This window comes from Sporosarcina sp. SAFN-010 (genome assembly GCF_059415065.1).
Map to the genome: position 1 here is coordinate 524492 of NZ_JBPFDS010000001.1, position 23214 is coordinate 547705.

20 protein-coding genes are annotated in these 23214 nt (G+C 42.6%); 7 read left to right on the forward strand and 13 right to left on the reverse strand.

Annotated elements, in window-relative coordinates; translation table 11 throughout:
* On the reverse strand, positions 1-758 hold a 758-nt coding region (locus tag ACR65F_RS02530), incomplete at its 3' end, for a hypothetical protein (protein ID WP_440503126.1).
* A 28-nt stretch (positions 759-786) separates the two neighbouring features.
* A complete protein-coding gene (locus ACR65F_RS02535; protein WP_440503127.1) occupies positions 787-1974 on the reverse strand; it encodes a hypothetical protein in 1188 nt (395 codons plus the stop codon).
* A 307-nt stretch (positions 1975-2281) separates the two neighbouring features.
* On the opposite strand from ACR65F_RS02535, the gene ACR65F_RS02540 reads away from it, so the two are divergent.
* Positions 2282-3688 carry a trypsin-like peptidase domain-containing protein gene (locus tag ACR65F_RS02540; RefSeq protein ID WP_440503128.1) on the forward strand — a complete coding sequence of 469 codons (1407 nt, stop codon included), beginning with the start codon at positions 2282-2284 and terminating at the stop codon, positions 3686-3688.
* Positions 3689-3737: 49 nt separating this feature from the next.
* Here ACR65F_RS02540 and ACR65F_RS02545 read toward each other — a convergent pair whose 3' ends face one another.
* From ACR65F_RS02545 to ACR65F_RS02565, 5 genes are all read right to left on the reverse strand, one after another.
* Positions 3738-4379 carry a class D sortase gene (locus ACR65F_RS02545; RefSeq protein ID WP_440503129.1) on the reverse strand — a complete coding sequence of 214 codons (642 nt, stop codon included), beginning with the start codon at positions 4377-4379 and terminating at the stop codon, positions 3738-3740.
* A 660-nt stretch (positions 4380-5039) separates the two neighbouring features.
* Positions 5040-5846 carry an SDR family NAD(P)-dependent oxidoreductase gene (locus ACR65F_RS02550; RefSeq protein ID WP_440503130.1) on the reverse strand — a complete coding sequence of 269 codons (807 nt, stop codon included), beginning with the start codon at positions 5844-5846 and terminating at the stop codon, positions 5040-5042.
* A 249-nt stretch (positions 5847-6095) separates the two neighbouring features.
* Positions 6096-6620: a GGDEF domain-containing protein gene (locus tag ACR65F_RS02555; protein WP_440503131.1), complete on the reverse strand. Its 525-nt coding sequence runs from the start codon at positions 6618-6620 to the stop codon at positions 6096-6098.
* 8 nt (positions 6621-6628) lie between these two features.
* Positions 6629-7498 carry a tetratricopeptide repeat protein gene (locus ACR65F_RS02560; RefSeq protein ID WP_440503132.1) on the reverse strand — a complete coding sequence of 290 codons (870 nt, stop codon included), beginning with the start codon at positions 7496-7498 and terminating at the stop codon, positions 6629-6631.
* A 217-nt stretch (positions 7499-7715) separates the two neighbouring features.
* Positions 7716-9152, reverse strand: a complete 1437-nt coding sequence (locus ACR65F_RS02565; protein WP_440503133.1) for a carbon starvation CstA family protein — start codon at positions 9150-9152, stop codon at positions 7716-7718.
* A 276-nt stretch (positions 9153-9428) separates the two neighbouring features.
* Here ACR65F_RS02565 and ACR65F_RS02570 point away from each other — a divergent pair, with 276 nt between their 5' ends.
* Both ACR65F_RS02570 and ACR65F_RS02575 read left to right on the forward strand, forming a co-directional pair.
* On the forward strand, positions 9429-10214 hold the full coding sequence (locus ACR65F_RS02570) for a YflT domain-containing protein (RefSeq protein ID WP_440503134.1): 786 nt from the start codon (positions 9429-9431) through the stop codon (positions 10212-10214).
* A 343-nt stretch (positions 10215-10557) separates the two neighbouring features.
* Positions 10558-11469: a methyl-accepting chemotaxis protein gene (locus ACR65F_RS02575; RefSeq protein WP_440503135.1), complete on the forward strand. Its 912-nt coding sequence runs from the start codon at positions 10558-10560 to the stop codon at positions 11467-11469.
* A 19-nt stretch (positions 11470-11488) separates the two neighbouring features.
* Here the strand turns inward: ACR65F_RS02575 and ACR65F_RS02580 are convergent, their stop codons facing one another.
* A complete protein-coding gene (locus ACR65F_RS02580) occupies positions 11489-13309 on the reverse strand; it encodes a cation:proton antiporter (protein WP_440503136.1) in 1821 nt (606 codons plus the stop codon).
* 306 nt (positions 13310-13615) lie between these two features.
* Here ACR65F_RS02580 and ACR65F_RS02585 point away from each other — a divergent pair, with 306 nt between their 5' ends.
* Together ACR65F_RS02585 and glpK are read left to right on the forward strand one after the other, a co-directional pair.
* Entirely contained in the window at positions 13616-14629 is a 1014-nt protein-coding gene (locus tag ACR65F_RS02585) for a YsnF/AvaK domain-containing protein (RefSeq protein ID WP_440503137.1), read from the forward strand.
* Positions 14630-14771: 142 nt separating this feature from the next.
* On the forward strand, positions 14772-16265 hold the full coding sequence (gene glpK / locus ACR65F_RS02590) for a glycerol kinase GlpK (RefSeq protein ID WP_440503138.1): 1494 nt from the start codon (positions 14772-14774) through the stop codon (positions 16263-16265).
* A gap of 446 nt (positions 16266-16711) precedes the next feature.
* Here glpK and ACR65F_RS02595 read toward each other — a convergent pair whose 3' ends face one another.
* The 5 genes from ACR65F_RS02595 to ACR65F_RS02615 form a co-directional block, all read right to left on the reverse strand.
* On the reverse strand, positions 16712-17608 hold the full coding sequence (locus ACR65F_RS02595) for a diacylglycerol/lipid kinase family protein (RefSeq protein ID WP_440503139.1): 897 nt from the start codon (positions 17606-17608) through the stop codon (positions 16712-16714).
* Between the two features lie 111 nt (positions 17609-17719).
* Entirely contained in the window at positions 17720-18811 is a 1092-nt protein-coding gene (locus ACR65F_RS02600) for an NAD/NADP-dependent octopine/nopaline dehydrogenase family protein (protein ID WP_039042375.1), read from the reverse strand.
* Between the two features lie 63 nt (positions 18812-18874).
* Positions 18875-20281 carry a YfcC family protein gene (locus ACR65F_RS02605; RefSeq protein WP_440503140.1) on the reverse strand — a complete coding sequence of 469 codons (1407 nt, stop codon included), beginning with the start codon at positions 20279-20281 and terminating at the stop codon, positions 18875-18877.
* A 129-nt stretch (positions 20282-20410) separates the two neighbouring features.
* Complete coding sequence (locus ACR65F_RS02610) at positions 20411-21133, reverse strand: GntR family transcriptional regulator (protein WP_440503141.1); 723 nt, start codon at positions 21131-21133, stop codon at positions 20411-20413.
* 174 nt (positions 21134-21307) lie between these two features.
* Positions 21308-21754 carry a DUF4385 domain-containing protein gene (locus ACR65F_RS02615; protein ID WP_440503142.1) on the reverse strand — a complete coding sequence of 149 codons (447 nt, stop codon included), beginning with the start codon at positions 21752-21754 and terminating at the stop codon, positions 21308-21310.
* Between the two features lie 445 nt (positions 21755-22199).
* Here ACR65F_RS02615 and ACR65F_RS02620 point away from each other — a divergent pair, with 445 nt between their 5' ends.
* Both ACR65F_RS02620 and ACR65F_RS02625 read left to right on the forward strand, forming a co-directional pair.
* The gene (locus ACR65F_RS02620) at positions 22200-22700 is read left to right on the forward strand and encodes a competence protein ComK (protein ID WP_440503143.1); all 501 of its coding nucleotides are present in this window, start codon (positions 22200-22202) and stop codon (positions 22698-22700) included.
* Positions 22701-22843: 143 nt separating this feature from the next.
* Positions 22844-23170: a DUF378 domain-containing protein gene (locus tag ACR65F_RS02625; RefSeq protein ID WP_440503144.1), complete on the forward strand. Its 327-nt coding sequence runs from the start codon at positions 22844-22846 to the stop codon at positions 23168-23170.
* Positions 23171-23214 lie beyond the last annotated feature (44 nt).

Here is a 23214-nt window from a genome sequence, read left to right on the forward strand (position 1 = left end):
ACGCCTCCGTCTTTATTGAATGATCCATCTTCGTTTACATTGAGGTGTTCATCCACTACTCCGACATGCGTGTCTTCTAGAATTGGATCGTCGTCAACAGTTACTTCAACTACCGACTGGCCCAATTGAGCAGATCCATCTTCATCTGTTTCTACTTGTTTTTCAGCAACCCCTACATGGGTATCTCCAAGTAGTTCAGATTCTTTTAAATCTGCTTGGACCACCCCGTTGTCAACTGTCGTTACGCCGTCTTTTTGACTGACGTCTTTTGAGACAACATTAGCAGTTGTTTCGCCAACTACAGGTAACTCTTCTGCTTGAACAGTTACGAGTGCAGCGCTTGACTCACTGCCTGTTTCATCCTGACTGGTTTTCTTGGTTGCAACGTCTGCTTGCACCGATTCCGTTAACGTGGTGTCCACTTTCAAAGTAGCAACTGCATGTGTTTCTGAAATCGATTCCTCGTTTTGCGTTTTCGTAACAGGAGCAACATCGACTTGGACATCGTCTACAAGGCCGTCATTCACTTGGACTTTCGCCAATGATTTTTCCTCTGATTCAGTTTGTTTCGGCAACTGAACAGAAACGTTACCCACAATTGGCAAGTTTTCCAATTGAATATTGAGTACTGACGTTTTCTCGTCCTGGTGACCCGTAGATTGTTCTCCTTCTTCCGCAAAACCAGCAGCAGGCATCGTTACCAATAGAGCACCAGCAAAAGCTGTCATTCCAACGTATTTCATCCAATTCATTTTCATAGTAATTTCTCTCCTTTTTTATCGTTTTTTAAATCATGTATAAAAAAGGAGTAGATTGGGGTGGTTGTCCTGGTGGTGCATGACTCCATTGAAGTGCTCCTAAAATATCTTCAAAATACCATTTTTGTCGAACGATTTCTGCTTTCATGAGCCAATCATCTGCGAGTACTGCACCAAAGGCACTCATTCCTGAAGTAATCGATATTCCAGTTACACTTATTGAAGATGATCCCGTTATGAGTTGGAAATCAGATATCCAAGAACTTCTGTCGGATGGCTTCAGCGGATGCGCATGGTTTGAAATGGTCTTCATCGACTCTCTCGTCGTCGAAGGCACTTCTGCCTGCCCATCATCCAGTACCGGCTTCCGCTCCATCGCAAACTGCTCGCCAATCGGTTTCGCACCTTGGATTGAATGGGAACTGGCGAGTTCTTTATCCTTATCTGCAGCCGTTTCTTTTGAAACTAAGGAATCCCCTTTATCTTTATCAGCTGCAAGGAATTGTTCTTCGCGCGGCTTTTCAGTCACGGCTGGTCGACTCGGCTGTTCCACTTGTTCTATTGATGGAGGTTCTTTGGGTAAATTCTGCCCCTTGGAAGGTTCTAGGTTAGGTTTCTCAATAGGCTTCCCCTCAGCTACCGGAGGTGTGTCCTTCACAGGTTCCTTCTTAAGAGGTTTCGAGACCGCATCTGCCACAGTTCCTGCCGTTTCATCGACTGTTTTCTTCACTTGCTCCGTTGCCTTATCGACAGTTTCCGTTGTTATATCAACAACAGGTGCCACGACAGGCACTTTCGGAAGTGGTTTTGTCACTTTCACAGTTTCGTTCGTTACAGTTTGCACGGTTTTGGTCGTTTGCTCCACTACCGGTACCGTCTTCTCCACAGTTTCTCCGACAAAATTCGTCGTACTTTCAACGACCGCTTTCACCGGCTTCTTCTGATTTGGATCAGCAACTATGTTCACTGTTTCAGTCGTGAAACCCACTGTACGTTCGCCAGTATTGCCTGTGAATTTAACCGTTTCTTCTACAAGGTTTCCTGTAGATTTCACAGTTTTATCCACTGTGTCATTCACTTGATTTAGTATTCCTCCAACAAGACCTCTCTTTGGTTTTTCCTCAGGCGAATCTTGAGGATTTTCATTTGCATAGCCAACACCTGGCATTACAAGTAAAAAAAGAATAGTACATAAGACTACTAAGAAGTTGCGCACATATTCACCTCCCTTGTCTTCATCGCAAAGGATTTCAAATAGTAAGAATCCTATTACTCCCGCTCTTACCCAGTTGTATATCTGATAAACCTATCATTTCTATTACATTTACATGAAAATGTGTCCCTATGCTGTTACATACAATAGAAATAATTTTGTACTACTCGGACTTTCCATCACACATCATTTCATCTGCCAATTTAACTATTAAAAAATAAAATGGAGACTTAAATTATATAGTTCATTACAACTGAACCTATGATACTATATAATTAACAATTTTTTCATACGACAGGAGGAATGATTTATGTTTTGCCCGCATTGTGGAACGCAAAATGATGAAGGTTCGAAGTTCTGTTCGAATTGTGGGAAGCCACTCAAAACAAAGAAACAAAATAGTTGGATGTTACCAGTTTTCCTAAGCTCCATGATTGTCTTAATCGGCTCAATCGCTGGAATCGGCTATATTGTAGATTGGAATTTCGGAAAGCTGCTGCATCTGTCAGATGATGCCCCACCTTTACCAATTAAAGAAGTAATTGTCGAAAAAGAGAAGCCATTGAAGCCAATCTCCTCACAACAAATTAAGACAAAGACTGTAAAACCTAATAAAGAAAAGACAGAAGTCATTAAAGAATCTCTGCCTCGTGTATTTACAATATTCACGCGCGACGGACTCGGCTCGGGCTTCCTATACAAGAAAGGCGGACTCATTGTAACGAACGCTCACGTCGTAGCGGGGTTCACAGATGTCGTCGTCCGGAACTCTGATGGAAAAGACGTAGCTGGAAAAGTCATTGGCATCTCAGACCGATATGATGTCGCGTTAATACGTGCGGATGCTTTCAGCAACTTGCCTCCTCTTTCTATAGAAAGCAAAGAAACACCGATTGGTACTGAAGTGATCGCACTTGGGAGCCCCCAAGGATTTGAAAACTCTGCTTCAGTCGGTTATTTGACTGGTTTGAACAGGGATATGGAACTGGGATTCGTGTATGAAAAGATTTATCAAATAGATGCACAAATCGATAAAGGGAGCAGCGGCGGTCCATTACTTGATGCTAAGACAGGTAGAGTTATTGGCATCAATTCGTTGCTGTACAAAGAAAATAATTTGTTCGGCTTCTCCATCCCGATGCATAGTGTGATTGGTCTCGTAGACCGTTGGGCAGCTTCTCCCATGAGTGAAACCGCCATAGCCTCATTGTTCGGTGTGTATGATACTTATATAGCTAGTCACGACTATGAAAGTGATATCGCTTACGATGATGAATACACGGATTTCTATGAAGTTGAGGAGGAAGATGAAGTTGTTTCCGATGACTATTATGATGAGGACTCGTCCTATGAAGGTGGATTTTTTGAAGATAACTTAATAGATTTCATGACGTCATTCCGGGAAGAATATGAAATGTCCATACAAGCGGGCGATTCTACTTTTCTTATGAGTTACTTACTACCCGGTGCTCCAACTACAAGTGAGTTCCAAACATTCATCCAGGAAGTGGCTTCGGACGGAAGGATCTATCAGTTCTACTCAACTGACATAACAGATATTGCTATTGAAGCAAACCAAGCACTCGTTACATTGGACCTTTCCTATTCGGTTTCAGATAGTGCCGGTGAAGAGAATTACATTGAAAAGACAAAGACGTATACCATTGTTATGGATGCGGAAGGGGACTACCAGATCAGCAACGTAGTTGATAAATAAACAAAAAAAGCAGGCGGGCAATCCATCTGCTTTTTGTCTTGACTTTATTTCATTTATCCACACGTTTCGCCATGACGATTAGCCGATGCTTGTTACTGTTCTGTGGATAACAGGTAACGAGAGACAGTTTTGAAATTCCGGGTTCTTCCGCAATTGCTTCCACTTCTTCTGGGAAGACGATGCGGGTTTCATACACTTCATAGGTTTGTGTTTCATCCACTGTTTCCAAATCGAATCGGCTGCCTGTTTTGAGTTCGTCCAACCGATTGAAAAACTGACCGAATACGTGTGACTGATGCCCCGCAATAGCGTAGCTCCCATCTTGAGTTCCCGGCTCATATTTACTCGGAATCGCACCAAACCCGCTGTCTAAAATACTAGGTGTTGCGCCATAGGACACCGGGGCATGGATATCAATTTGCGGAATGGAAAGTACACCAATCAGGTCGCCGATTTCCTTCTCTTGCACTTTTGTTGTCGCTGCCGCTTCGTCATTCTGCTTCTGAAATTCCTTATTGTTCGTTTTTTGAGGCTGTACTTCAGTCTCAGCTTCCGCTTTCAGATTAGCGAACGCATCCAACTGTTGTTTCCGTATATCTCCTGTCTGTTTCGTTCCAATAAATTGCCAGACGAGCAGACAAACACCTGCAAGGAGCAAAACGTTTCCGATCCATCGTACTGTCTTTTTCATTTCCTCTCCTCCCTTTACCTTCAATTACGTTTTTTTGATGAACCGATTCGCAGTCCAGCGCCTACTAGTAGGAAGCTATGCTCAACATCAGCATAGTTGACTGATTCGATGAATTTTTGTGAGTTACTGTATCAAATTCAATTTCCGTCTGGATGATTGGATTGTTTTACATACTAGCAATTTTCGCGGTAACTCCTGTTGTGTGAATCGGAAGACAGCGACTCCGGAGGAATAATCTAAGGTGGAAGCCCGCGCAGAGAACGCCAGCGACGAGGAGGCTGAAATCGATCCCCTCGGAAAGCGCCCCTCTGCATCGTTAAGCAACCGCCGAACATTCCCCTCTCCCTAAACAAATAGCTACAGAAACATTCCCTTAATTCTCCTCACCTAACCTATCTTTTTCACATTCAAATCGAAACTTTCTATTTTATATTTTCTTTTCAACTCCATCTTTTGATTTCTATTTCTTATAACTTGTAATGAAGTAACTATCTCCCACATGTTCTGTTGATTGAAGCGGAATGCGGCGACTCCTTAGGGCAAGCCCCTAGGAAAGCGTCCGCATGAAGCGCAAATCACCCCCGTCCCCTTTACACTTGCACAAAAAAACTCCCCCTTCACCAATCAGAATTGGCAAAGAAGGAGTTCGTTCACTACAACTTATTTCTGCATGCTAGCTGCATACGCATTAACATCTGAAATTGTTGGGCTTGTCATGTAGTGACCACCGTCAACTACAAGCAATTGGCCTGTCATGAATTTAGAATCATCTGAAGCCAAGAACAGAACTGTGTTACCGATATCTTCAGGCTCTCCGTGGTATGGAAGCGCATTATACTTCATGAAGATTTCGCGTACTTCTGCTGGCAAGTTATCTTTTGCAGCAGGAGTTAAGATTAACCCTGGTGCAATTGCGTTACAACGAATTTTGTCTTTTCCATATTGAGTTGCAATATAACGAGTCAAACCAGTTACAGCTGTCTTAGACGCGCCGTATGCCGAACGGATTGCGTCTCCAGCTACTGCAGCAGTTGACGCTGTGTTAATGATAGAACCTCCACCCGCTTTTTGCATGTGTGGAATTGCGTAACGAGCACCGATCAATACACTCTTCAAGTTCATGTTCATCAAACGATCCCACTCATCCAAGTCAAGGTTCACAACGTCCAGGTCTTTTTTAAGATTCGTTCCTCCAACGTTATTGAACATAACTGTTAGTGAACCATAAGTGTTTACTGTGAACTCAACCGCTTCTTTAATAGATTCTTCTTTTGTAGCATCCAAGAAGATTGCCGATGCTTCACCGCCGTTAGCTTTTATTTCTTCAGCAGCCGCTTTGGCACCTTCGATGTTGAAATCCCCGATAACCACTTTAGCGCCTTCTTTAGCGAGTAACTGTGCAGATGCAAGACCAATCCCAGATGCTCCACCTGTTACCAATGCGACTTTCTGATCGACTCTTCCCATTTATAAAATCTCCTTTTTGTGGTATGCAGACACAAGGGACTGTAACCTCTTAATTAATTTTCAACGTTGAATACTTTAACATGAAAATAGTTTAAATGTTACTGTTTCGCCCTTGTTTTCTGTGTCTTTTCCCTAACCATTTTAAGAAGTTTTTATGTGCTGTTTTGTTCACAATTGAGCACCGTTTTACTTTATCCCATACCTCTAAAAAAGTTGAAATCGCCCCCGAATTATTAAATATACTCCATATCAATAAATGCATACTTGGTTTTTTCCACTATTTTTAGCACGGTATAACGCGATATCTGCTTTGTGATAAAGCTTGCCGTACTCTGTTATCTTTCCACACGAACTTTCGGCTATGCCAATACTTAAAGTTAAAGGAATTGGGTCTCCACTTCGCTCGATTGAAAGGTTTGTTACTGCCTCAAGCATTTGTTGAGCTTTTTTGGATGCATCTTCAATAGAAATCCCTCTTAATATTGATACGAATTCATCTCCGCCAACTCTCCCTGTTTTGTCACTTCTGCGGAGCAGACCACTGCACTCGTGCGCAACACGGCGAATCACCTGATCACCAAATGGATGGCCATATGTGTCATTCAACGTCTTTAAATTATCAATATCAAAAGCAATACAAACCACATTCTCTTCAGATAGGGCAGCTTGATCCAACCATTCATTTGCAGTTTCCTCCAACGCTTTTCTATTAGATACTTCCGTTAAATAGTCGGTGTTTGCCTGTCTCTCTAGCTCTTGTAATTTCAAGTTCATTTCAAGCTTCATCGCTGAATTACAGCGTCCATTCGATGTATTTCTTCAAGAAGTTGGATATGTAAATTCTGAATTTCAAATCCTTTTTCAAAGTCATTTAGTTCACGATATAATTCGATTTGAGTTTCCTGAATTTCTTTTTGCTGCATATAATTTTTCGAACCTTTTGCACTTTCATCTGCGATTGCCAAACTTACCAGCGCTTCTTTTGATTGTTTCTGTAATCTTTGCAAATGGGCAAGCAGCCGATAACACTTTGTTTTTTCTCTCGCATAATCTTGCAAGACGGGATCTTGAACTGCTGTCTGCAGAAGTGAATTGGCTGTTTCAAAGTCAGACTTTCCTAGGTGAGCTTGCGCCATCGCCAGAATTGCTTTCATCACCAAAAAAGGGCAGTAGGGTTCAAGTTGTGCTGCAATGCTTGCCCCTTTTTCACCTACTCGCAATGCTTCTTCATATTTCCCCATCCGGCTCAGTACAGTACTTAATTCACTGCAATTTTCACTGACTAGATTAACCTTTTTTAGTTTCGCAGCCAGCTCAATACTATTTTCCAGTACTTTTTTAGCCTTCACATAGTTACCTGTGTACTCATAAAGCAAGAAGAAAATATGATTGGAATCCATTTCATCTTCTTTATCTCCATAGATTTCACACAGCATGGCATGCTTTTCAATATAGAAAAAAGCATCTTTAATATCACCAATCTTATAAAAACCAAGCGCAAAGTTCGCATAAGCATCCATTTGCAATTGCCTATCCTCTAAATCAGTTGCATATTGCAAAAGCTGATAACACCCTTCTATCATTTCTTTATATTTGCCTTGGTTTCGCAGTGTCTGTATGGATACTTGTAATTCCCGGATGTGTTCGCTCATCTTTATGTTCTCCTATACTGTTCTATTTATCCTTCATTATATACCCATAGTACCATGAAAATAAACATTTTCTGTTTTTTTATGGATATATAGTCATATTAAGTGTACATTTATAATACAGGACCTTTAACTTACTTAATTTACAGGTAGATTAATTCCATGTGTCCACCTATTTTCCAGCACAAAAAAGAAGGTGCATAAACAGCACCTTCTTTCATTAGATAGTTTTTGGTACGATTTGCTCTGCGATCGCTTTTTTCGACTGAATGATCTTAAGAGCATAGAAGATAGCGAGTGCTGCGACCACTAATAAACCGAGTGTCACAGAAAGGTGGTATCCTAACTGTAACCCTTCTGGTGCATACAGCCAATAGGTTGTGACGACACCACTCATGAACAAGGCCGGTATTCCAGCAATATAGTGCTGGCGTCCTTCCCGTAAAAGATAGGAGGTAGCAGTCCACAGCATGATCGCTGCGACGAATTGATTGGTCCCGCCTACATAACGCCATAAAAATGAATAGTCGATTGTTGACAAGTAAAACATCGGGACACCTAGAATCACAGTTGCGATCAAGATGACCGATCGCTTATCAGGATTGAACTTGGAAGCCGTGGCTTCTGTCAGCATCATGCGTGCTGAACGCAATGCCGTATCCCCTGTAGTGATTGGCAAGATGATGACACCGAGGATTGCCAAAATACCGCCAAACGTCCCTAAAAGCGTACTGGATATTTCGTTAACAGCACCAGCTGGTCCGCCAGCTGCTAATGCACTTTGCAGACCTCCCGTTCCTCCGAAAAATGTCATTCCTGCAGCTGCCCATATTAAAGCGATAACTCCTTCTCCAATCATAGCTCCATAGAAAATCTTACGCCCTTCCGACTCTTTCTTCATCGTTCTCGATACAATCGGACTTTGGGTTGAGTGAAAGCCTGAAATGGCGCCACATGAAATTGTCACCATTAAGAGTGGCCAGATTGGAAGTTCACCGGGATGCAGATTTTTGAACGTTAAATTGGGAATCTTAGCAGTTCCAAAAAGTAATGCCCCACCTATCGCAACTGCCATGATAATCAAGATCGCACCGAAAATCGGATAGATCCGTCCGATAATTCTATTGATAGGCAGAATTGCCGCTAATGCAAAGTAACCGAAAACAAGTACTAATGCCATCGTGAATGTGATTGGTGTTATCGAAGCGATCAGTTGAGCCGGGCCTGCTGTAAACGCTGCTGCCACTAACACCATTAAAACAATTGAGACGACACTCGTTACTTTGCGCACTATGCTCCCTAAGTATTCTCCAACTAACTTCGGAAATTGCGCCCCGCCATGTTTCAGCGAGAGCATTCCTGAGAAGTAGTCATGGACACCCCCAGCAAAGATACTTCCTAGGACAATCCATATGAATGCGACTGGTCCATAGAGAGCACCTGCAATTGCGCCGAAAATCGGCCCGAGTCCTGCAATATTCAAGAGTTGGATGAGCCATCCTCTCCACCAACTCATTGGTACATAGTCCATACCATCCGTCTTCGTGTAAGCCGGAGTTTTACGAGCATCATCCACTACAAAAATCTTTTCTACGACCTTGGAATACGCAAAATATCCTGCGAACAACAAAACGATTGCTGAAACAAATGTGAGCAATGTTATACCTCCTTGGTTTGGAATTGTATATTAGACTATTATAAATGTTCTGATTTTAAATTCAATACTTCATTTGAATTTAACCTTAATAGGTTGACCCTTCCATTAATTTTGCTGTATTGATGGCACTTGCTCCATGACACCTTGATTACAATTAGATGACATTTGTCCTTCCAGCTGTATCCGAGGTTTCTGCTCGTTCCTGCCCGGGTATTCAAACACTAACAACGAATCATTAGAATACTAGCAAACACACTCAACAGGAGGCGTTTAAAAATGGAGCAAGGCAAACGATTCATCGGGATGTTTCATACTGAGCCGGAACTATTAGCTAAGGTAGAAGAGTTAAAAGCAGAAGGATATGTAGACCATCAAATTTTTGTTATTGCTAAAAGTGAAGATAATGTGAAAATGTTGCAAAGTCGAACAGATGCCGAGATTCAAACGACTCATGAATCTTGGATGGATAAATTCATGGATTTCATGACAGGTGAAGATCGCGTTCGTAGTATGATGGATGACCTTGGATTTACTGAAGATGAGAAGGCAGGATTTTACCAAGACGTTAACAATGGCAGCATGTTGCTATACTTGGATGAAACGAACGACATGCCTGGACAGCATCAAGAGGTAGGAAAACAATTTGGCATCGGAGAGAATGTAGGCGATCCAAATCTTGGAGCAAACACATGGGTCGCACCTCCAGGTGACGGCGTCACGCGTGTGCCTGAACAGCCAGCATTCGGCGATACAACACCCCAACATACACAAGAGCGAGTGACACCAGTACACAAGCGTCCAATCGAGCGTTCTGAATTCAGCGTAGCAGCAGACGATACGATTTCCAACGGATTAGAAACGACTGATTTTGCTGGTGAACTGGGACGTGATCCTGAACAGGAACAGCGTCGCCAAGAGTTTCAAGACGCTGTGAATGGTAGCCCGGGTAGAGTTGCCGAAGAACTTGAAAGAGATTCACTTCTCTCCCGTAAAGAACGTAGAGAGAATGAACCTGTACAAGGTGATATCTTTGATGAACAGTTGAATAAACGAGACTACTAACAACACCTTTTCGTAAATCAAATTTAAACAGAGGCTTCCACTTAGCCTCTGTTTCTTTGTTTCAAAACACCTCTATACGTTAAGAGATTTGATTTTTCTTTATCGGAAATAAATGAAAGTCAAGGTCATTCCTTTTACCTAGTTTATATTATTCAAAAAAACTAGTTTGTCCTCTAATTAATTATTTAGAGATAATAATTCACTCAAAAACTAGTTCTATTAAGCCATTCTCCATTTGAATTATTGTACATTCCATGTCGAACAGTCAATCATGCTAGTACATTTGATATACAACGCGTATAATGGATAACAATTCATTACAGAAGTCCTAGGAGGAAAATAATTGAACTTATCAGCATCTGAATCTGTTTCCGACAAACTCGTTGTAAGCGCTTTAGAAGAAAACCTTGCGATTATTCGATTTGGAATCGACAAACGCGTCGCTTATGTAAACAAGAATTTTGCATCTGCTGTTGGGTATCGTCCCGAAGAAATGATTGGCATGCACCATGAAAAACTATGTTTCCCCGAATATGTTTCTAGTCCAAGTTATGGAGTCATGTGGAGAGACTTGCTTAGAGGGATCTCTTCTTCTGGAAAAATCAAACGTAAATCCAAAGATGGATCAGTCGTTTGGCTTGAAGCGACCTATATGCCTGTCTTTAGTGAGGACAAGCGTACTGTTCTCGGTGTGGCAAAAGTCGCGACAGATGTAACGAAGCGTCAAGATGCTTCCATAGGTGTTGTTGCTGAACTAAACCAAATGGCGCAATCTCTCACCGAACAGGCAGACGAAGGTAGAAATCGAAACGAGGAATTACTGAAACGTATTGGTGAATTATCCGATGTTTCCCATGACAACACAAATAACTTAGAAGTGCTCCAAAAGCATTCCGAAAATATACAAGGTATCGTGAAGACCATTCGTGCCATAGCCTCACAAACAAATTTGCTTGCTTTGAATGCTGCCATTGAAGCTGCACGTGCTGGTGAGCATGGTCGTGGTTTTGACGTCGTTGCTAAAGAAGTAAGGAAACTATCTTCTAATGTGGAGGCTTCCATTGTCGAAGTGAGGGACGGTATTGAAGCGATTACCAAAGAAGTTGGTCTAATTGCTGCCGGTACTGAGCGTGCTCAAGCGAACATCGATGAATGTAAAAAAGAAGTAGAAGTTGCGATGGATGCATTTTTCCACCTTGCCTCGTCTGCCGCTGAGTTGGAAAGCCAAGCGCACGAAGTAACCAATATTGTTTAAAACAAAAAGGAGCTCCCGCTTAAGCGGAAGGCTCCTTTTTCTCATTTTTAGGCCTCATGACGACAAGAACGTCGCCTTCTTCTAAATTGATTTTTTTACGCAACGTAACGAATACAATTGATTCATTCTCTTTCTTAATGAAAAGCGGAGTAATTTGCTCTGGCAATTCATCCAACCAGTTATCGACATTTTCAATCTCGTTGGTGGCGATCTCCCCGATTTCATATGTTGTATTAATTTTCCGGTTGAGTTCCGCAAATGTCGCGTCTTCCCTGAAGAGTAAATGGGCTTTCAATGAAGTCGGCAGCTCCGATTCATTCATCTGATGATTTACTGCAACTGGCAGTGAGAACGTATTGTTAAAGCCGAATTCAGGTGCAAACGATTGGGATATAAGCGCGTTATACGACGCGTCACCTGTCATCGACAAAATCGTACTATAAGGCGTTAGGTCGACTGCAAATCTCGCTTGTTCCGACAAAATCTGCCCTTCGAACGTCTGAACTCCTTTTGCGGTAGCTAAGTTCAAGCGCCCTCTAGAGGGATCCATGATCAGTGCGGGAATCCCCAATCTTTTCAATTCCTCACCGAGTGATGCTGAAAAGTTACTTGCTCCTATAATCAGGATTCCAGGTGGTTCATTGCTCGCTAAATGAAGCTTTTTCGCAAGCGGACCGATTGTGAAGCCATGTGCACATACAGTTATAATGACAAGCGCAAACGTCAAGGCTGTAAGAAGACTCGCTTCTTCATATCCATCATTGACTAGAATACTCGAAAAGTATCCGGCAACAGTAAGTGCCACGATACCGCGTGGCGCAATCCAACCGATTAATATCTTCTCATTCCGGTCGAGTTCTGTACCAATCGTTGAAATCCAAATCGACAACGGACGGACGACAAACAACGTCACTAACACGAATGCCAGAATCGGTAGTGTAAACATTTGAGCAATCGTCTCTCTCGGCAAAGACGCCGTTAAGAGGATGAACACCGTAGAAGTTAACATGACAGAGACATTTTCAACAAAATGCCCAAGGTTTCCGATCGATGACACATATTGCTTAGAACGACCAATAGTCAGACCCATCACGGTGACTGCGAGCATGCCGGTTTCGTGCATGATTACTTCTGCAAGCATGAAGCAGACTAAGACCAAGGCAAGTACAATCGGTGATTTCAAGTACTCAGGAAACTGTCCTTTTGACGCCATAACCGTGATGAGAAGCCCCACTCCAAGTCCTAGGAGAATCGCAAGACCCGCGCCTCCAAAGAAACTGAGCAAATTACTCATCGTCAAATGTTCATTGCTCAACACTTTAATTACTTCATATGCAAACAGTGCAAGAAGCGGCCCCGCAGGATCGACGATAATCCCTTCCCATTTCAATACAGCCGCTGTCCGAGATTTCAATTTCGCACTCCTAAGCAGCGGGATGATCACTGTAGGACCAGTTACTACAAATAACCCTCCTATAATGAAGGCAATTTCCCATTGCAGTCCAGCAAAATAGTGCGCCGCAAGGGATCCGAGAATCCATGCGAGAAACGCACCGATCGTAACAATACGTGTAACGGATTTAGAGATTCCTTTAATTTCACGAATATCGAGATTCGAACTACCTTCAAAAAGAATAACGGCAACCGCAAGTGAAATGAGTGGTCCATATAAATCACCGAGGGCAGCTTCCGGATTGATCAATCCTAAAACTGGACCAATAAGCAATCCTGCGATCGACATGATAACAATTGATGGCCACTGAATCCTCCAGGCGAGCCACTGGGAAAAGATTCCGAGTGCGAGTACTGCGACTACGCTGATTAATGCTAAGTTTTCCATTCTCCCACTTCCTAACCAGATATTAAATCATGGATTATATTAGAGAATAGTGTACCAAACCAAAGGACTCCTGCCTAATCTGAATCCTATTTTTTGTATAATCCCCCCATTACATCCCCCTTCATACCATAGCGGTAATACGTAAGAAACATGCACTAGTTCATGTGACAGCAAGATTACAAGATGATGACGTTTTTTGTTTTAGTCTTTAAATAGGTTTTCAGAAATGTAACGCCGGGTAACTATTATCCAAGACCGAAAATAATATATTGAGATTGACCACAAAATTTGAGGAGGAATTTAGATATGAATATTGAAAAAAGATTTGTTGGGACATTCCAGACAGAAACAGAACTCATCACAAAGGTGCAAGAGTTAAAAGCTACCGGAGTTTCAGACGATAATATTTACGTAATCGCAAAAGATGACCATGATCTGCATATGCTTCGCAGCCGGACCGATGCCGAGGTGAAAACGCCGGAGGGCTCTTGGATGGACAAGTTCATGAACTTCATATCCGGTGAAGACCATATTTATAATCTATTGAGTGATACAGGTTTGAGTGAAGCAGAAAAAGACCGTTACACACGTGAGATTCATGATGGCGCAATGTTGCTTTATGTAGATGAAGGTGAAGTAGATACATATCGCCGGGAAAATAACGCTCGATACGCTTCGAACGATTTAGCAAACGATGCGAACTTGCAGGCAAGTGCTTCTACAGAAACACTTGACATGACAAGTGGTCTAGAAGCCAACCGCGAGCCTGGTTCGTTGCATGGCAATTATGATCATACAGCAGACGCACAACTGAAGACGGTGGATACGGACCGCGTTCGTAGTGAAGGTAAGTTCAACCGCAGTATCGAAGAAGTCCCTGAAACGATGAAAGTTCACGAAGAACGTCTCAGCGTAGACAAACAGCAAGTCCGCAAAGGCGAAGTTACTGTCGACAAAAATGTTGTGGAAGATCGCAAAAAAGTGGACATCCCTGTTGAACACGAAGAGATTACAATTGAACGTAGACCGGTCGATGGAGTACTGGATGATCAGACAGGAGAAGAGGATTTCCGTACTGCTAATGCGTTCGATGATGAAACAATTCGCGTCCCCGTTACGGAAGAACAGATTGAAGTGAAGAAAAAGCCTGTGGTCACTGAAGAAATTGTCATCAACAAAAAAAGAGTTACAGATACTGAGCATATCGATGAAACTGTGAAACGTGAAGAAGTTGAAGTGAATCGTGTAGGTGAAACGAGTGATGTGAACTTAAAAGGCGATCTCACTAATACCGATCGCAATCGTCGTGATAAGTTCTAATCGTACTTCCCTCTCCCCTTGCCTGCTTTGTAGGCAAGGGGTTTTAATTTACCTTCCGAAGAACACTTGACTCTGCTCGTATTATGATAAACTGAAGAAAACGCTTCCTTGACGGAGGCAATTTACGCTGGGAGGAAGTTGTATGAAAGAGACGTACATGCTTGCACTCGACCAAGGAACAACCAGTTCACGGGCTATCTTGTTCAATGAACAAGGGGAAGCTGTGTTCACAGCGCAACAGGAATTTAAGCAATTTTTCCCACAAAATGGATGGGTTGAGCATAATGCCACCGAAATTTGGAGTTCAATTTTGTCCGTGATTGCTGGTGTATTATCCGAGAAGAACCTGTCTCCCGATCAAATCGCAGGTATTGGCATTACGAACCAACGCGAGACGACGGTCGTTTGGGATAGAGCGACGGGCAATCCGATTTACAATGCGATTGTCTGGCAGTCCCGTCAAACATCTAGTATTTGTGAAGAGTTAAAGGAAGCCGGCCATGCAGATTTGATCCGCAAGAAGACAGGACTTCTTATTGACCCTTATTTCTCCGGTACGAAAGTGAAGTGGATTCTCGATCATGTGGAAGGCGCTCGGGAGAAGGCGGAACGTGGGGACTTGTTATTTGGAACGATTGACACTTGGCTTGTGTGGAAATTGTCGGGTGGTGAGGCGCACATTACGGATTACTCAAACGCATCCCGTACACTGATGTACAACATTCATGATTTGCAGTGGGATGAAGAATTGCTTGATATTTTGAATGTCCCTGCCGCGATGCTTCCGGAAGTCCGACCCTCCTCGGAAGTGTATGCGCATACTGAACCGAGTAAGTTTTTCGGTCGTGCGGTTCCAATTGCAGGAATTGCCGGAGATCAGCAAGCTGCACTTTTCGGACAAGCTTGTTTTGAAAAAGGTATGGTGAAAAGTACGTATGGCACTGGTTGTTTCATGTTGATGAACACGGGTGAAGAAGCCGTGCAATCCGAAAACGGTCTATTGACGACGATCACTTGGGGACTTGACGGAAAAGTTGAGTATGCGTTGGAAGGAAGTATTTTTGTAGCTGGTTCAGCGATTCAATGGCTGCGCGACGGACTGCGGATGTTGCGCAGTTCCGAACAAAGCGAGGCCTATGCAGAGCGAGTCACTTCTTCCGATGGCGTATACGTGGTCCCAGCGTTTGTCGGGCTCGGTACACCCCATTGGGACAGCGATGTCCGCGGGGCTGTATTCGGATTGACACGCGGGACGGAGAAAGAGCATTTCATCCGGGCAACGCTCGAATCTCTCGCCTATCAGACAAAAGACGTATTGGACGCGATGGAAGCCGATTCAGGAATTTCGTTAAAGTCTATGCGAGTGGACGGCGGTGCTGTCGCGAACAACTTCTTAATGCAATTTCAAGCGGACTTATTAGGCGTACCCGTTGAACGTCCTTCTATTAATGAAACAACCGCTCTCGGGGCTGCTTATTTAGCGGGCCTTGCGGTCGGATTTTGGAAAGATTGCTCGCAGATTGCGGATCGCTGGCAGCTAGATCGTGAGTTTGAGCCGTCGATGGATGAGGAAGAGCGCGATGAATTGTATGAGGGCTGGCAAAAAGCGGTGAAGGCTGCACAGATGTTTAAGTGAGAGTTTCGGAAGCGCACCTAGTAAGTTGGGTGCGTTTTTTTGTGTTTTTAAATCAGCGGAGCGCTACCAATTTATCCCTTAATGCTTTTGAATTGTGTGTCGTTGCCGATTAATTCTCCCATATTGCCGATTCTTTGCTCGAAATGGCCGATACTGCATGTAATTTTGCCGATTCTACTCTCCTAATTGCCGATTTCCCTTTCCATATTTCCGATTGTCCAAGTCCACAGTACTAGTCCGTCCTTAAACAAGCGAAGCGCATCCAATTAATCCCTTAAACCTGTTGGATTGTGTCTCAATGCCGATTAATTCTCCCATATTGCCGATTCTTTGCTCCAAATGGCCGATTAATATGTTGATTTAGTCAATCTCACTTCCTCCCCCCACTTTTCCAATAAAATCATCAAAAAACGCCTCATCCCGTAAGATGAAGCGCTCAATATTACTCATTTTAATATAGGAACCAACATCTTCAAGTGGCCTGGCAACACTTCAATCTTTCCCGAATGAAAATCGTATAGCTCCCCGTCCATATCCACTCTCCGCTGACTCGGAGCATCTATCTGCAACTGACTCACCTGCACATACTCCAGCATATTGAGTTGTGACGTATCCGTTTCAGGCTTCCTTAACGACATCAACTCGCGAAGCGTCGCTAAATTAGAATTTTTGACTACGAGAACATCCAGTTTGCCATCAGATGGGCTGATTGCTTCTATTGGAATTGGAGTCGTCGCGAGTGAGCTACCATTCAACACAAAAATAGCAATGGCCTCACCTTCTATGTCGATTCCATCAGAAACAATATGATACGGAAAACTTTCCGCTTCACGCATCGTTCGTATCGTACTTGCCATATAACTTAGGGGTCCGAAGCTTTTCTTTTGTCCGTCATCGACATTTTCAGACGTGTCTGCAACGAGTCCGATTCCCCAAAAGTTAATGAAATGCTGATCTCCTTCTCTTCCTACATCGATTGCACGGATTTCCCCAGCGAGCAGGGCTTCAGCAGCATCTCTCAAGTTTTGAGGAATGCCCAACGTTCGCGTAAAATCATTCGACGTCCCTCCCGGTAATATCGCAAGCAGCGGACGCACGTCTAGTTTCGAAATAGCGTCTATACATTGATGAACCGTCCCATCGCCGCCCATGATGACAATCAATTCCATGTCACCTGAAGTTTCACATAAACGGCGGGTTTCTTCCGGATTATCGGGTTTACTAATCGTCAGCTCTTTCACCGCTCGCCCAAGTACTGGTACAACTGCTGCAAGTTTCGCCTCCACGTCTTCATTCCCAGCATGCTCATTATAGATAAGCATCGCTTTGTTAAACGTGTGCATTAGGTTTCCTCCTTTTAGGGTTATTTGTTAAATGTAATATTCCCTAAAAAGATATCTAGATAACCTATCCTAAAAAGTTTCAAACGCTAATAAATCTCAACAATTCTCCGATCACTTACGTCCAGTTTGAACAAATTCCAGGAATTCATCCACCGACAGTCCTTCTACCCCTAAGTTTTCGAGTGTCCGTGCACCTTCCATCAAGCTACGCCCCAACAGCAACTGCCCCATAGTTGCAGCGGTTTCCATATGGATTGTCGGAAGGTTTACCATCTTTCCAAGCTCAATAAATGGAACCAATCCCATTGGAATATCTTCTGTTAAATATCGGGTTTCCAACGTCTTCTGCCCGCCAATATCTTGATATACCGAATTACTACTAACTGATTCGGCCAATGTATCTTTAAATACATCATACTCAACTTCCATCTGCTGCAAGCACGATAGCAGCTCCAACCCAAATACTCTGCCAATTGCAATCCGTTCTTCATCCATCTTCTCCACATAACGTCCGATGCTCGGCGTAAACCCATCCACATAGAATCTCCAATCCTGATCAGATTCGATGATTCCTGTATTAAACAACGTGGTTGCTGGATGCAAGATAGGATTTGTATTATCAAAACTCGTAACAAGGATACTATCACATGCTTCAAATTGTGGGAATGCAGCTTGAAGTGTCTCTACGACTCTATCCGTTTCTGTCGCGGGCAACGCAGCGGTTAAAATACGATTTTTTAATCCGAATACTTGCGTTGTGCCCGGCTTAATAATACGGCAGCCGTATAGCAATGTGTTGGTCTCCCCTAATGTCACATCAGCTTTGCACCCTTCATCATCCAGCGTTTTCCGGAAAACTAGTGATCCAAATGACGCGGCAGGATTCAAGATGACAATTTGACCATCCTTCAAATACGGGGCGCATGATTTTGCGACCGATGTATGGGCTGTTGCAGGTACCGTCACAAATACGATGTCTGCGTCTTTCAGCGCCTCTTCCATACTCGTTGTTGCACAAGCGACTTTACCGAATCCCGTTAAAGCATCTTGAAGGTGAACGCCACCTTGTTCTTTGATTGCATTTATCGTTTTTTCAAAAATATCGTAAATCGTGACGTCAAACCCCATCATTCCTAAATGTCCAGCTGTCGTCTGTCCGCCATTTCCTCCACCAATAATCGTCCATTTCAGCATTTTACCCATCTGTCATCACTCCTAGTTGTATGGTTTATCTATTTGTTTATAATGTTATAATGTTTGATTGCATTAGAATGGTCCCCAGTCAATCCAAACCCCCACTGCCAATATAATCATCGTCCAAATCGTCCATTTAAAAACGAGCGGGCCTGCGAATCGAACCCATTTTCCGAAAGGTACTGCGGCGATTCCAAGTGCAGCCATCAGTACAGGATGTGTCGGTGTAATCATGTTCCAATAGCCATCACCTGACTGAAATGCCTGAACAGCTATTTGGCGATTAATTCCGATGACATCACTGATTGAAGACATAATCGGCATGACCACTGCTGCTTGCCCGGTAGATGACGGGATGATGAAATTGATGAGCCCTTGAGAGATATACATGCCCCATGCCGCAAAGACGCTGTGAAGACTGCCAAGCGGAACTGAAACTGCGTACACCAATGTATCAATGATTTGGCCCTCTTCCATAACAACGAGGATCGCCCTGGATAGCCCGATAATTAATGCGGCCGCTGTCATCTCAGCTGCACCTTTCATGAATTCATCCGTGAACTGGTTAAAGCTCCCTTTGAACGCAATCATTCCAATGACAATTCCCATAAGCAGCATAAGCGCGGAGATTTCTCCTAAATACCAACCATATTTCAATACACCAAACACGAGTGCTACGAGGGATAAGCCAAGAATCGTCATTATCCATTTATGTCGTCTTGTCATAGTCAGATCGTCTAACAGAGAGCTATCTGCTTCGATTTCCTTTTCATTCACAAGCAAACTGTTTTTGGGATCCATTTTCACTTTTTTTGCGTATCTCAATGTGTGATGGATCGCAATGATCAACCCGCCAACCATCATTACTGAGCGCAATCCGATTCCTGAAAATAGTGGCAGCTCCGCAATTCCTTGAGCAATTCCCACGTTGAACGGATTTAACGGTCCAGCTGAGTATCCTGCGTAAACGCCTACAACAACGATGGAAACTGCGATAATCCGGTCATACCCCATAGCGATTGTCGCAGCAAGTACAATCGCAACAAACGGCAGCGTCTCTTCTGCCATTCCGAATGTCGCTCCGCCAATTGCAAAAGCCGTCATCGCAATGATGATGAATATAGATTCTCTTCCTTTTAACCGATGGATTAGTCTTGCCAGTGCGGCGTTAATGGCTCCGCTTTTAACAATTACTCCAAAAACCCCTCCAACGATTAGAACAAATGCGATAATTTCAGCAGCGCCAACAATCCCCCCAAAAACGGATGAAAGAATTCCCCCGATTCCAACTGGTGATTGCTCTGTATAGCTGAAACTGTTTGCAACAATCAATTCCCGCCCAGTCTTTTCATCCATCACCCGATCAAATTGACCTGCGGGAATGATGTACGTCAACAGAGCCACAAGTACAATCATGAACATTAGCAGCGCTGTAGTTGTAGGCGGTTTCACCTTCCACTTCATATTCCCCTTTTCCATTCCCCCACCATCCCTTTCTTATTAATTAATTATTTAGTCAATTGAAGACAAACGTTCTAAGAAATAATAAATTATAATGTTATAACTTTATATAACATAGAAAACTATGCAATGCACAGTTTCTACTGGTTACGTGAGTTCTAGTTCCAAATAATACTTCTCTTTATCCTGTTTCATCACGAATTTAGAGTATTCAACACCGCTGCCATCCTCTGAAAACGTAATTCGTTCCCATACAAATAGAGGGGTATTCGGACGAACCCCTAGTAATTTTACTTCCTTGTCATTTGCAACTGCACCAGAAAAGTAGTTTTTAGATCGTTTAAGAGTGATACCACAAGTCTTTTTCAAGACATCGTATATGAATGCATCTTTGTTAATAACTGGCTCATTTTCTGGCCAAATCTCTTGCGGAATATACGTATATTCCAAAGAAACCTTCTCACCTTCCTCATAACCGACACGTTCTAAATAAACAAATTCAGCATCCACGGTCTTCCCTAACTTCTTGGCGATATTCGGATAAACTCCATGACTTCCGCTTGAAAGTAAATCGTGGGCGCTGCTCACTTGTTCATCCATTTTAATGAACTCAGACTTATGGATGTTCTTTTCTGTTTGCTGACCCGTTACAAACGTTCCGCGACCTCGCTGGCGAATAAGCATTCCTTTATCTACTAGGTTCATAATGGCGCGCTTAATCGTGATGTTACTCACTTCAAGAGATTTAGCCAACTCGGTTTCTGTCGGGATTTGATAACCTTCATCCCATTGACCTGAAAGAATCTTTTCTTCCAAAGTAACCTCTACTTGTGAATATAAAGGTGTCGTGACCGTTTTATCAATTTTCATTCATCCCACCTCTGTCTATTAGGTTATAATATTATAACTATTCGAAACTATACAGGTTCAACAGAAATATGTAAAGAGTTTTTTGAAAACGTTTACAATTAATTTTGAACATGCCTATCTTATGCATGGTGTTTCAGAATTTATACACCGTTCTAAGCAAAGAATCTCCCTGCTTCACCCATACTCTTTCTGATGAGCTTTCTTGCGCTTCAAGTAATCATCATCTTCACGAATTTCATCCCATCGTTCTTTAAAAATCGCTGCAGACTTCGCTTTCTCTTCATCAATTTGACGTTCTTTCACAGATCCATCTTCATTATATTTTCTTCCACCCTTGTAATTCGTGTACCGGCGAGATCGCGTGTACCCCATTTGGATAAACTTTCGCGCCATATCCATACCGACAAAATCATCATTCTTTCGATACTCTTCAAACAGTTCATAGATTTTATCCGCAGATTCTTGAGCGATTTCAGGCGTTTTAAAACGCCAAAACGGCAATATCTCACTCTTATAAGGTTCCACAAGCAATACGCCTTGCTCCCCTTTGCCTACTTTATAAAGTTCAGGATGTTTGTGGAGATCTAGGTTTTTATAGTCGAGATCGTAGTCGAATGCCATACTGTGTCACATCCTTTTTCACTCATTTCCCCTACAATTCATTGACAAAACAAGTTTTATCCACAAAGTCTACCTACCTTTAAAGTTAATATGTTTGCCTCATGGAAATCATGTTAAACTTTATGAAGTCATTTAAAAATCTCAAATAGAGACTAAATTTCAGTCGACAGCCTATAATATTTATTTGAACTTTAGAAGTACACTTACAGAACTGTTCATTTTGTGTAGAATCATTAATTTTCCCAAGAAACCCCATCCTACAGTATTAAAATCATGTTGGGCTTTGAGATGATGTGTAAGCCTCTCGTCGTGTACTTATCAACTACATCCAACGGCCCACTAACTTGTCGAACTTTGTCGATAATTAATTATATTTTCACTCTATTCTAACTTCATAATTTGTCGTATAATGGAACTATTAAACAGTTATAGGAGATGATTCGGAATGAATTGTGAAAGCTATTTGCTTGATAGCCAAGCTTTAGCACTAATGGCTCACAAAGATGATTATGGAAGTCGATCCAAAATTGTCACACTGCATGGAACATACACTTCAAAAAAATCACCTGTGGAACTTCTCAACTTAGCCTGCTTGCATAACCGAACGACTAAACGAATACAAAAACAAGCGGCTTTTGAAGTGTTGAAGTTCAAGCAAAAACCCCCATTCATTCTCTCTGAAGGTGTCGGAGTTTTTCCGACCAGCTCCTCTAAACATGAAACGTGCTGCTGGATTTTTAATCATTTCTTCACAACTAGGGAAATCGACAAAAAGACGACTGAACTAACGTTTTCAACAGGCATTAGAGTAATAGTAGCAGCCTCTTTACATATCATTCATCAACAAAATGGCCGATTGCACACGTTACTTAGTCATTCTGCCCAAACTAAGAACGAGCTTTACTTTGAGCAATTTTTATTTAATAACGAGCGGTTAAATGGATAACTCCATGAACTTTTTCAGCGACCTTCTTTTGGTCGCTTTTTAATATTTATGGATGTATGAAAAACAACTTTTGACAAAAGCTAAGGATGGATGATTTTCTACAACTAGAAAATGTAGTCCTAATTAGAAAAGGAGTTGAAAACATGCGAATCGTTACGCGAATTGCACTCGTTCTCGTCATAATCGGAGCGTTAAATTGGGGTCTTATTGGATTATTCCAATTCGACTTAGTTGCTACCTTGTTCGGCGGACAGGCTTCTATTTTGTCCAGAGTTGTTTACACATTGGTCGGGATCAGTGGAATCGTCAGTCTCGGGATATTGTTTGAAACAAATGATGCAACCGATTCTGATGTGGAGCACTCTCGGTTCTCAAATCCGAATTACGGAACAGAATTTGGCGAGGAACCTGATTTCACAGAGCAACGGGATGCCGCTCGACGTCGTTCAGATGACGATACGATGCTCTAATTGAAAATACCGCCAGATCGAGTCATTCGATTTTGGCGGCATTT

Bases quoted from the DNA above. Each gene is read 5' to 3' on its own strand.
- ACR65F_RS02540 (WP_440503128.1), top strand. From the start codon at position 2,282: ATGTTTTGCCCGCATTGTGGAACGCAAAATGATGAAGGTTCGAAGTTC.
- ACR65F_RS02545 (WP_440503129.1), bottom strand. From the start codon at position 4,379: ATGAAAAAGACAGTACGATGGATCGGAAACGTTTTGCTCCTTGCAGGT.
- ACR65F_RS02550 (WP_440503130.1), bottom strand. From the start codon at position 5,846: ATGGGAAGAGTCGATCAGAAAGTCGCATTGGTAACAGGTGGAGCATCT.
- ACR65F_RS02555 (WP_440503131.1), bottom strand. From the start codon at position 6,620: ATGAACTTGAAATTACAAGAGCTAGAGAGACAGGCAAACACCGACTAT.
- ACR65F_RS02560 (WP_440503132.1), bottom strand. From the start codon at position 7,498: ATGAGCGAACACATCCGGGAATTACAAGTATCCATACAGACACTGCGA.
- ACR65F_RS02570 (WP_440503134.1), top strand. From the start codon at position 9,429: ATGGAGCAAGGCAAACGATTCATCGGGATGTTTCATACTGAGCCGGAA.
- ACR65F_RS02580 (WP_440503136.1), bottom strand. From the start codon at position 13,309: ATGGAAAACTTAGCATTAATCAGCGTAGTCGCAGTACTCGCACTCGGA.
- ACR65F_RS02585 (WP_440503137.1), top strand. From the start codon at position 13,616: ATGAATATTGAAAAAAGATTTGTTGGGACATTCCAGACAGAAACAGAA.
- glpK (WP_440503138.1), top strand. From the start codon at position 14,772: ATGAAAGAGACGTACATGCTTGCACTCGACCAAGGAACAACCAGTTCA.
- ACR65F_RS02595 (WP_440503139.1), bottom strand. From the start codon at position 17,608: ATGCACACGTTTAACAAAGCGATGCTTATCTATAATGAGCATGCTGGG.
- ACR65F_RS02600 (WP_039042375.1), bottom strand. From the start codon at position 18,811: ATGGGTAAAATGCTGAAATGGACGATTATTGGTGGAGGAAATGGCGGA.
- ACR65F_RS02605 (WP_440503140.1), bottom strand. From the start codon at position 20,281: ATGGAAAAGGGGAATATGAAGTGGAAGGTGAAACCGCCTACAACTACA.
- ACR65F_RS02610 (WP_440503141.1), bottom strand. From the start codon at position 21,133: ATGAAAATTGATAAAACGGTCACGACACCTTTATATTCACAAGTAGAG.
- ACR65F_RS02615 (WP_440503142.1), bottom strand. From the start codon at position 21,754: ATGGCATTCGACTACGATCTCGACTATAAAAACCTAGATCTCCACAAA.
- ACR65F_RS02620 (WP_440503143.1), top strand. From the start codon at position 22,200: ATGAATTGTGAAAGCTATTTGCTTGATAGCCAAGCTTTAGCACTAATG.
- ACR65F_RS02625 (WP_440503144.1), top strand. From the start codon at position 22,844: ATGCGAATCGTTACGCGAATTGCACTCGTTCTCGTCATAATCGGAGCG.